Annotated in this window: 9 protein-coding genes; 5 read left to right on the top strand and 4 right to left on the bottom strand. The window is 35.8% G+C overall.

Annotation, left to right across the window (positions count from 1 at the left end; genetic code table 11):
- Positions 1-76 precede the first annotated feature (76 nt).
- The 3 genes from AC1W31_RS01000 to AC1W31_RS00990 form a co-directional block, all read right to left on the bottom strand.
- A complete protein-coding gene (locus AC1W31_RS01000) occupies positions 77-2878 on the bottom strand; it encodes a TonB-dependent receptor (protein ID WP_481732525.1) in 2802 nt (933 codons plus the stop codon).
- A gap of 273 nt (positions 2879-3151) precedes the next feature.
- The gene (locus tag AC1W31_RS00995; protein ID WP_481732524.1) at positions 3152-4801 is read right to left on the bottom strand and encodes a CTP synthase; all 1650 of its coding nucleotides are present in this window, start codon (positions 4799-4801) and stop codon (positions 3152-3154) included.
- Positions 4802-5155: 354 nt separating this feature from the next.
- Positions 5156-8419 (bottom strand): UvrD-helicase domain-containing protein, encoded by a 3264-nt coding sequence (locus AC1W31_RS00990; protein ID WP_481732523.1) that lies wholly within the window; start codon positions 8417-8419, stop codon positions 5156-5158.
- Between the two features lie 229 nt (positions 8420-8648).
- Between AC1W31_RS00990 and AC1W31_RS00985 the strand changes: the two genes are divergently transcribed.
- Positions 8649-8873 carry a hypothetical protein gene (locus AC1W31_RS00985; RefSeq protein ID WP_481732522.1) on the top strand — a complete coding sequence of 75 codons (225 nt, stop codon included), beginning with the start codon at positions 8649-8651 and terminating at the stop codon, positions 8871-8873.
- Positions 8874-8892: 19 nt separating this feature from the next.
- Here the strand turns inward: AC1W31_RS00985 and AC1W31_RS00980 are convergent, their stop codons facing one another.
- Complete coding sequence (locus AC1W31_RS00980) at positions 8893-9339, bottom strand: hypothetical protein (RefSeq protein ID WP_481732521.1); 447 nt, start codon at positions 9337-9339, stop codon at positions 8893-8895.
- 147 nt (positions 9340-9486) lie between these two features.
- On the opposite strand from AC1W31_RS00980, the gene AC1W31_RS00975 reads away from it, so the two are divergent.
- The 4 genes from AC1W31_RS00975 to AC1W31_RS00960 all read left to right on the top strand — a co-directional run bounded on the left by AC1W31_RS00975 (position 9487) and on the right by AC1W31_RS00960 (position 13160).
- On the top strand, positions 9487-10170 hold the full coding sequence (locus AC1W31_RS00975) for a DUF1345 domain-containing protein (protein WP_481732520.1): 684 nt from the start codon (positions 9487-9489) through the stop codon (positions 10168-10170).
- A 102-nt stretch (positions 10171-10272) separates the two neighbouring features.
- A complete protein-coding gene (locus AC1W31_RS00970; RefSeq protein WP_481732577.1) occupies positions 10273-11223 on the top strand; it encodes an acetyl-CoA carboxylase carboxyltransferase subunit alpha in 951 nt (316 codons plus the stop codon).
- Between the two features lie 110 nt (positions 11224-11333).
- Positions 11334-12512, top strand: coding sequence for a site-2 protease family protein (locus tag AC1W31_RS00965; RefSeq protein ID WP_481732519.1), 1179 nt, complete (start codon positions 11334-11336; stop codon positions 12510-12512).
- Positions 12513-12596: 84 nt separating this feature from the next.
- A complete protein-coding gene (locus tag AC1W31_RS00960) occupies positions 12597-13160 on the top strand; it encodes a 1-acyl-sn-glycerol-3-phosphate acyltransferase (protein ID WP_481732518.1) in 564 nt (187 codons plus the stop codon).
- The last annotated feature ends 8 nt before the right edge of the window (positions 13161-13168 follow it).

Below are 13168 nucleotides of genomic sequence, written 5' to 3'. Positions count from 1 at the left end.
ATATTTTGGATAAAAACAAACGCAGGTTGAGTTTAAAACTCAACCTGCGTTAAAGTAAAATTATTTTTAATTTCGATTAAAAACGAATTTGCAAATTAGCATTAAACATCGTTCCTAATTGACTGAACTGTGAACCATTATAGCCAAGAATGTCATAACGACCACTGAATCCTAAGAATCCTCTCAGTAAAGCTTTTTTCTCCGGTGTATTGATTGCCGATTCACCTTTTGCATTTTGAGCAATTAAATCCCATTTAGGCAAGATGTTTAAAAAATTGTTTACGTTAGCCGTGAATGATACATTTTTGCTAAAGTTATACCCAACACTTAAATCAGAAACTACGGCTGGCGTAAATACAGCTTTGATATTTTCCATATCACTTCCACCATTATCCAAATCTTGGAATGAAGTTGAACCGAACAAAGTATTCGCTAAGTTGAAATTCCATTTCTTAACTCCATAATTGAATGCAAGAATTGCTTTATACCTTGGACGACTTTCTGTTAAAAGTGATTTAATTTGCGTATTCAAAATGCTTGAACCTGCATCAGCAATTGCTTTTGGTGTTGTGGGATTACCGATAATTGAGTTATTCAATACAAAATTTCCAGCAAGATTAATTCCTAATTTTCCATTTCCTAACATAATATTCTTGTAAGAAATAACATAATCAAGACCTGTATTTACTGTTTCGATACCGTTGATAAAGAACTGGACACTGGCTAAATCATAATTACCTACTCCTACTGATGTTCCTTTCAAAATTCTACCTAAATCGGTTGTGGGAACGGCTAAACTTTTATCATCCGTACTGATTGATGAACTATAAACGATTCTGTCTTTCACATTGATACTGTAATAATCTAAAGTAATGCTAAGATTATTGGTTGGATTCAATCCTAAACCAATCGTATAGTTAGTTGATTGTTCTGGTTTCAAACTTGGAATTCCCAAAGCACGAGCCTGTGCAGAACGGTTATTGAATAAACCTGACAACTGGATTGTTCCCCCCGCAAATGCCGCTTGAACTGATTGTGCGTAAATTTGGTGCAATGTTGGAGCTCTGAAACCAGTTGAAACTGAACCTCTTAATACAACTTTATCATCCATTAATTTATAACGGGAAGCAACTTTCCAAACTGTTTTTGAACCAAAATCGGAATAATTTTCTGTACGAATCGTTCCGTTAATTAAAAAATCTTTTGAAAAATCATAATTCACATCAAAGTACGCACCCACGTTGAAACGTTGGTTTGAGCCTGCATTCAACTTATTGATCCCTGGAAAAGAGTTTGAACCCTGTCTATCGTAAGAGGCTTCATCACCCGCAACGATTGTGTAAGATTCTGAACGTGCTTCCATACCGAAGGCAAGACCTAATTTATCATTCACGGCTTTTGAAACATCAATATTTCCAACAATATGACTGAATCCGTATCCACCTGGTTTGAAACGGGTTGGACTTGCTTTTCCCAATGAACGGTTTACGGTATTATCAACGGTGTAAGACTGAGTATTACCACCGATGGTTAAACTTCCATCGTGTTTCCAACCGTTTGTTTCTCCTTTTAAGCCTAAAGTAGCATTATAATCGAGTAAATCACCTTCAAAAGTTGGAACGTATCCGATGTATCCTTTGTATAAATCTACTTTGTCTTCCGTTGGGAAAGCTAAAGTAGCGGCTGTGATATAGTTCTTACCACCATTGTCGGTCGGGCTGTGTAATAAGCCACGGTCTTGTCTCCAATAAGGAGTACGAAAGTTGGCAAAACTTGATACTCTTTTCAATACCATTGCAGCATTACCATAGAATTCGCTTTTATCGCCAACTGGAACTCCGAAATTAATTAAGAATTTACCCGCAGTAGTTTCTGCTGTTCCGTTGATGTTTCCACCCGTTGGATAATCTTTCAAATAATTGGTAATCAAAGCATCCGAAGCAGCATCACCACCAAAAGTTGCTATTTCAGTTGGTACATGAATTATACCCGAACGAACTGCAGAATTTTGTTGAGAGAAATCAACGGTATAGTTTACAAAACCTTTTACGCCAAAGTTTGCACCACCGTTCAATGCTAAACCATACATTCCACCGTCACCTTTAGAAGTAACGCCTGAGTTGAAATTCAGCGAAGTATATTCGTATTTGTCTTTCAAGATGATGTTCATAACCCCAGCAATGGCATCAGAACCGTATTGGGCAGATGCACCATCACGAAGAATCTCAACCCGTTTGATGGCTTGTTGAGGAATGGCTGAAATATCAACCCCGGTTTCTCCACGACCTGGTGAGAATTGTACGTACAACAGTGAACTCAAGTTTTTTCGTTTTCCGTTAATCAAAACCAAAGTTCTACTTGGTCCCATATTCCGAATTTCCCAAGGATCTAAAAGCGTTGTGGCATCATTTACAGGCGTATTTACCGTATTGAAAGATGGAACGCTGTACTGAAGAGCTTTGTCAAATGTAGTTTGACCAGTCATTTTCAAATCTGCTGCTCCAATAATGTCAATCGGCACGGCAGCATCGGTTACGGTACGTTGAACGTTACGGCTACCCGTTGAAACAACAACTTCACTTAATTCAGTAGTTGAAGGAAATAATTGAACATTCATCGTACTTGATGAACCAACTGCTTGGGTAACGGTTGTAAATCCAATAAAAGAGAATACCAATTTACTACCATCAGCTACAGAGATTTTGTACGTCCCGTTTGCATCCGTAACTGCTCCCGTTGAAGTACCTTGAACGGTCACATTTACCCCTGGAAGACCTGCATTTGTTGTACCGTCTGATACCTTACCAGTACGTTCTTGGGCAAATAGCGTGCCGATTGCCCCGAGTAAAATCAGGGTTAATGAGAAGAATTTTTTCATGTGATTTTTAGAAAAGTTTAATTTGCAATAAAATCAGTAAACTCAGGATTGACAATATTTGTTTGAATGTATTAGTGGTTATCACCAAATATTATATCTATATTCCAGTCAATGAGTTAATATTATTCTGCAAAGAAATGACAAAAAAATAACATTTTTTATTTTATCCTGATTTATCATGAGAAATTGAGTAAAAACAATTATTATATTTTATGCACAAAAAAAGACAAGGCTTAGCCTTGTCCAATTTTTAATCTAATAAATACAACTTTCCTATTTTACACCTTTCATTAGTGGAATTGCATTCTTCAACACTGCCTTCACAAAATGAATGAATAAAGGTGCTGGATTTATAACCGTTGATTTATATTCTGGATGAAATTGTACCCCAATAAAATAAGGATGGTCTTTCAATTCAACAATTTCTACTAATCCTGATTCTGTGTTAACGCCCGTTGGAATTAATCCCGCTGATTTGAATTTCTCTAAATAGGCATTATTAAATTCATAACGGTGACGGTGACGCTCTTGAATATTAAGTTTTCCGTAAACATGATGTGCCAACGAACCTTTCTCTAATTTACAACCATAAGCTCCCAAACGCATGGTTCCACCTTTGTTGGTTACCAATTTTTGTTCTTCCATCAAATCAATTACGGGATTGGTCGTTTGTGGATTCATTTCTGATGAGTGAGCATCTTCTAAACCAAGTACATTGCGTGCGTATTCAATAACAGCGCATTGCATTCCGAGACAAATTCCAAAAAATGGCACTTTATTTTCACGAGCGTATCTTACGGCATTAATTTTACCTTCGATACCTCTTTCTCCAAAACCTGGAGCCACCAATATTCCGTCTAATTCTTCTAATTTCTTTTCATAACCTATTTCAACTAAATTTTCAGAAGAAAGCCAGATTACATTTACTTTCGTTTCATTCATTGCTCCCGCATGAATTAAGGCTTCGGCAATTGATTTATAAGAATCCTTTAATTCAACGTATTTCCCTACTAAACCTATCGTAATTTGCTCCGTTGGATTTTTGAGTTTTCCTAAGAAATTTTTCCAACTTTCTAAATCAGCATCTTTATCGTTGTAAATATCCAATTTATATAAAGCACGTTGGTCAAGTTTCTCTTTTCGCATCAATAAAGGCACGTCATAAATTGTCTCCGCATCAATTGACTCAATTACATCATTTGAAGAAACGTTACAAAATAAGGCAATTTTACGGCGCATTTCCACTGGAATTGTGTGCTCTGTTCTACAAACAATAATATCTGGCTGAACCCCCAATTGCGACAAAGCACGCACTGAATGTTGCGTTGGTTTTGTCTTTAATTCTCCCGCAGAAGCCAAATAAGGCACCAACGTCAAGTGAATAAACAGCGTATTTTTCTCGCCTAAATCCCATTTTAATTGACGAGCTGCTTCAATAAAAGGCAATGATTCTATGTCTCCAACACAACCGCCAATTTCAGTAATTACGATATCGTACAAGCCTGTTTCACCCAAAATCAAAATATTTCGTTTGATTTCGTCCGTAATATGAGGAATAACTTGAACGGTTTTTCCTAAATAATCTCCTTTGCGTTCTCTCGTAATTACATTATAATACACCCTTCCCGTAGTAATATTATTGGCTTGCGAAGTCGGTACTCCCAAGAAACGCTCATAATGTCCGAGGTCAAGGTCAGTTTCAGCACCATCGTTGGTAACATAACATTCACCGTGTTCGTAAGGATTAAGCGTGCCAGGGTCGATATTAATATAAGGATCAAATTTTTGAATGGTTACTGATAAACCTCTGGATTGGAGCAATTTAGCTAATGAAGAAGCTACAATTCCCTTGCCCAAAGATGATGTTACACCACCTGTAACAAAAATGTATTTTGCGATTTTAGGTTGCCCTTTACTTGACATGATATTATTAATTTATTTTAATCGTAAGTCTTAACGTCGCAGGTCGTATGTTAGCAAAAACAGTATTATGATTATCCAATTGAGATAATTATTCAAGCTGAGTACAATACGAATGGGACTTTGGGTGAAAAGAAACTTAGGAGGAGGACAAATCCGCAACCTGTTGTTACGGGATACAAAGTTAGGTAAATATTATGGACTTAAAGACTAAATGTGCTACGATTTTGTCAGAAAATTGGTAATTGTATGAAAATAAGCATTTTATGAGATTGGAAAATGACCCAGAAATTGAGTTAAGTATAAATACTTATTGATGGCATAACATTGAGCCATGCCATTAATAAAACAATAACGCTAAAAAACCTCCATAACCTCCTCTCCTTCCAAATACACCAAAATTCCTTCCACTTTTGGGTGTCCCATGTCTCGATAAATATTCATGTATTGACGCACTTGGGTTTTGTGTGATTCTGATTTTGAACCTGTTTTGTAGTCCAAAATCACAATACGGTCTTTCAGCCTCACAACTCGGTCGGGGCGAAGGGGATTTCCTTTGGGCATCAAAATTTCACGTTCGTTTTTTACCAAATCTTGATGGACAGAAAAGAGCGGTTTTATGCGGACTAAATTAATAATTTTAAGGATATTTGTGCGTAAGTTTTCCAATTCACTTTCCATAATTAAGCCTTCTCTTACAGATTCTTCTAAGGCAAAGTCAACGTCATTAATCGTTTTTATTTTGGCAAAAGTATTATGAATTTTATTACCATAATCACGACTTTTCTCGAAAGTTTCAAGGTCAAAAAGTCGTTCGGCGGATTGTCTTAATTTTATGGTATCGCTTTTTTCAGAACTTTCAATAGCCTGAATTTCAATAACTTGAACCTCTTTTTCTGTTTCAAATTTTACTTTCTTGTGTTCTCCTTGACTCAAAATTTCGATAAATCTTTCGCCTTTCTCAATTTCAGGACAGCCCGCAAAACGGTATAATTGATTCCCAACGGTTTTTTCAAATTTGAAAGTATCCTTTTTAACGATTAAATAGAGTCGGTCAGTGGGTCGAGTGAGGGCAACGTACAACATATTAAGACTCTCCAAAAATGTCTTTTCCTTCTCGGCATGATACTGTGGCGCAATCACCGTTTCGGCTAATTTATTGGTAATTCGCAAAGGCGAAGTTTTTAACGAAGTGATTAAATTGGACTTAAATTCAACCTCTTTTGGCAAATCCGCCCAAATTTCAGAATACAAACTTGTATCCATCGACCAATGACAATACGGAATAATCACGATAGGATATTCCAAACCTTTCGCCTTGTGAATTGAGGTTACCGTGACGGCATTCTGACCGTCGGGTGTGGAGATAGAAAGTACATTTTTTTTCTGTTCCCAAAATAGTAAAAAATCGGTAAGATGCGTACTTTTTTTGGTCTGAAATTCGAGTACCACATCTAAGAATCGGAATAAAAAATCCAATTCTTTATAATGTTCAAAAAGATGAAAAGTATTAATAATTTTCTCCGCTACTTCATATAATGCCATTTGTTGCAAACGGAATGAATTTAGATAAAATCCTTGCTTTTCAATTAATTGATAAAATTGATTAACATCCTTATTCTCAATGGCTTGCTTAATAATTTGATTATCGTCCGTGTTAGGAATTTGTTTTAATACTACTCGATAAAACAAATAAATTGCCTCGTATTTTGCTAAGGTATTTTCGGGGTTCTGCACTACTTTCATCAAAGCGATTGTCAGATTGACGGCCTCGGAAAAGTTTAAATTTAATGAATCCGAAGAAATCACTTGAATATTTGCATCTTTCAAAGAACTGGCAACTATTCTGGCGTGAGAATTTTTGCGACAAAGAATGGCCATATCTTCGTAAGAATAACCCGCTGAAAGACTTTCTTCAATAATTTCCACAATTCTATCCAACATCAATTCATCTTCACCATCGCCCGTTAAAAAATCAATCTCTACGTGTCCACCCGATTTTGAATTGGGCGGAATTTGTTGCGCAAAAAATTCATCGTAAACCTTTGGCAAAATCGGCGCAATTATCTCATTATCAGGCGATTCCTTAATAAACTGAAAAATATCATTGTTGAATTTGATAATTTCTTTGGCACTCCGATAATTGGTCGTGAGGTTCTCGGGTTTCAGATATTGACGAATACTTTGGTAACGTTCAATCAAAAAATCGTTGTCTTCGTGACCCACCACCAAAGCCTCCAAATTCTCTTTGTGAAGATGAACAATCAGCTCCATTTCGCCCCCCCTAAAACGATAAATGGATTGTTTGGCATCGCCAACTGCCAAATTAAAATGTCCATTGGCTAAAGAATTTTCCACCAAAGGCAAGAAATTATGCCATTGTAAAGTTGAAGTATCTTGAAATTCGTCAATGAGAATATGGTTGAATTTTTCGCCCAAACGCTCATATACAAATGGAATTGGCTCGGTCATCACGATTTCGAGAATTTTTCGATTAAATTCCGAAATATGAATTTGTCCCGTATCATCCTGAATATCAGCAATTTCCTTTTTTAATTGACTCAACAAAGCTAATTTTTTGAGTTGTTTTGAGACTTCTTTGTAGAGGATATATTTAGGTTTTTCATTCGTATGAATTTTGACAATTTCCTCTAAATACAAGCGTAATTCATCTTTTACACCATCTATTCTGGCAGAAATATCCTTTTTACAGGTTTTTGAATACCACATATCGTCATTCAAAGCCTTATTTACATAGGAATTTGCTTTATAAAAAACGTCCTGATATTGCAGTTTTTGAAAGTATGCTCCTACTCCATTTTTGGAATAATAAAAATCCTCCACATCAATATCGGCCTCATAAATAGATTCGGAAGCAGTGTTTGTAATGGCTTTTATTTTGGTTTCAATATATTCACAATAGGCTTTTAATTTTTCTTCAATGGTCAAAAGATCAGCGGGTTGCAATTCTGAAAGTAATTCTACCGAAGTTTGAAATTGGTCAGAAAGCAGACTTTTGCCAAATGCGGCCAACTCTTCAGGCAAGCGATTCCACGATTTGCCTTCATTGGCTTTTTCCATCGCAAAACTCTGAATTGCCTCCGTGATTTGCTCAAAATTTTCGGTATTTACCTTTTGAAATAATTGCTCAACGGCAGCATCCAACAACACACCGGAATCAAGACTTACTTCAAAATTGAAAGGAAAACCCAATTCTTCCGTAAATGCCGCCACGATTCTTTGGACAAAAGAATCAATCGTTGAAACCGAAAAATTGGCGTATTCGTGGATAATATGTTTGAAGGTATTGTTGGCACGTTTGCGTAATTCCCACTCATTAATCACCACACCATCTTCCTGTAATTCAGCCAAAATTTGTTGAAAAATACCGTTTGATTCTTCCTTATCTTTTGGGTCATCACTGGCAAATTGGCGAAGGTATTTCATGATTCGCTCCTTCATTTCTTCGGAGGCTTTTTTAGTAAAAGTTACCGCCAAAATATGGTTAAAATACCACGGAGAGGTGGTTTTAAGGGCTAATTTGATGTATTCTTTCGCAAGTGTATAGGTCTTGCCTGAGCCTGCAGAAGAGGAATATATTTTAAATTTTGGAGATTGCATGGATGGAGTGTCTTTATTTTTATACGGTAGGTTATTAAGCTAAAATTTATCGAATAATAAACTTCAATATAATTGTTTACCATTTAATTTGTAAAGTTATTCAATTAAATTAATTTTATATTGGCACACTTTAATAATTAGTGTTTTGCTATAAAATTTCAGTTCTGTAAAAATCAAAAAAGTTCTATCTACTCGGTATGGCCGTAAAACTCAAAACAGTATCAATGGCATGGTAAACGAAATAATAAGAGAAGTCAATTTATTGCAACACTACGACTGGACACCCATAGAAAGGGAAAGGCGAGTACAAATAATGCGAGAAGCGAAGGAACGAAATCGTCAAAGCCTTTTTAATGTGTGCCTTGATGACTTTGCGTCGAGGATGTATTTCGCTGGCCAACAGGGAATTATTGAACACTATCTCGAACTTTGCGAAAACCCCGTTAAATTTTGAGCAAAAAAAGACTTGCCATTTATTTCATCCGAATGTATTTCTCAATATTAATACGATTTACGCCCACCTTCTCTACTTTTTCAACTCCTCTTTGAATCAGCGTATCGTTTTTTATGGTAATAACATAATCAAAATTATTGCCTTCCCATTCTCTGGCATTGCAATATTCCAATTGTTCTTTATACAAACGATCAACCAACGTATATTTTCCTCCACCCGCTCCAAAAACGACCGATGAATCTTTAAATTTATTCAAATCATGCTGTAAAAAAGCAAAATGTGTATCGTTGATTATTTTAATGAAAGAGATTTTGCTGGTGTAATCTGTAATGGTTGTATCACCTTTTTCAATGAGCGTTCCCGCAATTAACCGCCAAGTACCAATGAGTTGATTTTTATTTTCGGCTTCTTTCTTACAGGAAAACATTAAAGATGAAACGAATAGAAAGAGTAAGCTTGATTTCATAATATTTGTGTTTTATGTATTTTTTTACGCAAAAATACAAATAAAAGGCACACAAATACGATTAGTATTTGCTTGAAATATTAACTTTACTTTCAGGACTGTGTTATCTTTATGAAACCAATATGAGTATCTTAAATTTCCCAAAACATGATGAAAATAAAAAAAACAGAAAATATTTTTACCAATACAGACCCCGTGCATCGGGTAGTTGTTAGTGCTACCGTAGCCCTCATTACCTCTTTATTCTTGAAGAACCTACATTTTGATGTAACCATCTTTACCATGATTTTATGGGATGTTTTTGCTTTGTCTTATATCATTATCAGTTGGATTGTTTTTTTTACCAGTACCACCGACCACATCACAAAAAAAGCCCGAACGGACGATGGAGGCAAACTATTTGTCTTTTTTACCGTGGTTTTTGCTTCTTTTGTAAGCATGATTACGGTGGCAATTTTGGTCATTTCAAAAGATTCTTTAGGCATGGAAGAGGCCGTTTATTTACCAATTATCATCGGAGGAATTTTATTATCGTGGGCGTTAGTGCACACTACTTTCTGTTTTCATTACGCTCATTTGTATTACGACAATGAAAAAGGAACTGAAAATAATGCCGAAGGATTACAATTTCCCAATGAAAAGCACCCTGATTATATAGATTTTGCCTATTTTTCCTTCGTAATTGGCATGACTTTCCAAGTTTCGGATGTTGAGATTTCCGCTCGAAAAATCAGAAGATTAGCCTTATTCCATAGTTTATTATCATTTGCGCTGAACACATTTGTGGTGGCATTAACGATAAATTTAATTGCAGGTTTGAAGGGCAAATAAATTCTTCTCATCAAAATTTTAAAAATATTGCTCCTCTCAAAACATAATTGACTAATTTTGTAGCCACACTAACCTGCGGATTTGCTCCGTTTTTTGTTGCCCATGCGTACTTTGTTAGATTTTGAAAAACCGATTGCTGCTCTCGAAACCAAATTGGCGGAGATGAAAAAGTTGGCAATCGACAATAATGTTGATGTTTCACTGGCCGTTTCTCAATTAGAAACCTCTATTGAAGAACTCAAAAAAGAGACTTTTGTAAACCTTACTCGTTGGCAAAGAGTCCAACTTTCTCGTCATCCAGAACGTCCTTATACCCTGGATTATATCGAACAAATGTGCGATGAATTCATTGAAATTCACGGGGATAGAACGGTGGGCGATGATAAAGCAATGGTAGGAGGTTTCGGGAAAATAGGCGACCAAACTGTGATGTTGATTGGTCAGCAAAAAGGACGAAATACCAAACAACGCCAATTAAGAAATTTTGGAATGCCAAATCCAGAAGGTTATAGAAAAGCCCTGCGTTTAATGAAAATGGCGGAGAAATTTGGGAAGCCCATCGTTACTTTGATAGATACGCCTGGTGCCTTTCCAGGATTGGAAGCCGAAGAACGTGGACAAGGAGAAGCGATTGCTCGCAATATCCGTGATATGTTTATGTTGAAAGTGCCCGTTATTTGTATCATTATTGGCGAAGGTGCTTCAGGTGGAGCCTTGGGAATTGCCATTGGTGATAAAGTTTTGATGTTAGAAAATACGTGGTATTCCGTAATTTCTCCCGAATCATGTTCATCAATTCTTTGGCGTTCTTGGGATTTTAAAGAACAAGCAGCCGAAGCGCTAAAATTGACCGCCAATGATATGAAAGGCAATGGCTTGATAGATGGCATAATTCCTGAACCATTGGGAGGTGCTCATTTAAACCATGAATTAGCCATCGGAATGGTAAAAAAGGTTATTTTAGAAACGATTTCAGATCTACAAAAATTAACCCCAGCCCAAAGAATCAGCCAAAGGGTTGATAAATTTAGTGGTATGGGTGCTTATAATTAATTTGATAAAATTACAGAACACGGATTAAATAGATTAGATACAAAAGATAAACTTTATCTGTGTCCAGTCCGTTTAATCCGTGTTCCATTTTAAGTAAATCAACAACCAAAATGAAGTATAAAACCGAGATAATTCAAGTCGTTTTATTTATTATTACCTTGATTACCACCACTTTAGCAGGAGCCGAAGCTATTACCGGACATTTTTTTTTATTAGAAAAAAGTGACACAGCACTTCGTTTCCCCAATGATTTTTGGCAAGGTTTACAATTTTCTATTCCCTTTCTCGGGATTTTGACTTTCCATGAATTTGGTCATTATTTCATGGCTCGTTATTATAAAATCAAAGTTTCATTACCTTATTATATCCCGATGTGGTTAAGTGCCTTCACAACGAGTATCGGTACCATGGGCGCAGTTATTCGAATTATTGGTCGTACTCGCTCTCGAAAAGAATATTTTGATATTGGTATTGCGGGGCCTTTGGCGGGTTTTGTGGTAGCTTTGGTCGTGTTGTTTTACGGTTTTACCCATCTACCACCATTAGAATATATTTTTACTATTCATTCTGAATATGCCAAATTTGGGGCAAATTATCCCATAGAAATTTTGAAAGATGTCAAATCTATGAATGGACAATTAGTGTTAGGCGATAATTTATTGTTCAAACTCTTCAAAAATTACGTAGCCGATCCCAAGTTATTACCCCCAAATTTTGAAATTATGCATTATCCATTCATTTGGGCGGGATATTTATCTTTATTTTTTACAGCGCTAAATCTCTTCCCAATTGGACAATTAGACGGAGGACATATTCTTTATGGATTAATTGGAAAACGAAATTTCAAAGTTATTTCTCCCATAATTTTTATTGGATTTGCCCTTTTTGCGGGTTACGGTTTATTTTCAATCAACGAAATAAAAAACATCGGTATGGGCGGGCAATATACCGACGAAATGGATTTTTTAACTTGGTTATTGGCCTATATTTTCTTTCTAAGAATCTGTTTTTCAAGGATTTCTGAAAAACCAATAACGGCTTGGGTATTAAGTTTGAGCGTGGTACTCGTTCAGTTTTTATTGAGTTATATTCCTCAAATTGCTTCATTACACGGTTTTTCAGGATTTTTACCTTTCATCTTTTTATTAGGAAGATTTTTGGGAATTTATCATCCAGAGGTAGAAATTGATGAACCACTTGACTTCAAACGTAAACTTTTAGGTTGGCTATCCTTAATCATTTTTATCCTTTGCTTTTCCCCCTATCCTTTCATGCAAATTGATATTTAGGCTAAATAAATTGCTAATTAGTAAGGAAATAATTATATTTATTGAATTATTTATTTCTCTAATTATTACAACCACTTTTCAAAAATGCTTAATTCAATTTATATTTTCGTCTTCAAACTCATAGGTTGGCGACTTGTGGGTGAAATCCCGTCAAATCTCAAAAAAAGTATTATCGTTGTGGCTCCTCATGCTAAGTGGCAGGATTTTCCGATTGGTTTATTTGCCAGAGCAAGCTTAAAAACGAAGGTAAGTTTTTTAGGAAAAGCCGAATTATTTAAAGGTCCTTTTGGTTTCCTTTTTCGATCACTCGGTGGCAAACCCGTTGATAGATTCAGCAATAATGGCATGGTAAATTCGGTAGTAAACCTTTTTCGCAATAGTGAAACTTTACACATTGCTATTGCACCAGAAGGCACCAGAAAAGCGGTTTCAAAACTTAGAACAGGATTTTATTATATTGCCTTAGAAGCAAAAGTACCTATAATCATGATTGTTTTTGATTACCCAAACAGAAGAATTATTGCTCGTGAACCGTATTTCTTATCTGGACATTTAGAAGAAGATTTAAGAGAAATTGCCCTATATTACAATCAATTTGATGGCGTAAAAAAAGACTGGATTCAGCATTATCTGTTGGAAGCGGCCTAAAAAAGACA

Source organism: Arcicella sp. (genome assembly GCF_964672035.1).
This window is presented reverse-complemented; position numbering and strand designations above follow the sequence as displayed.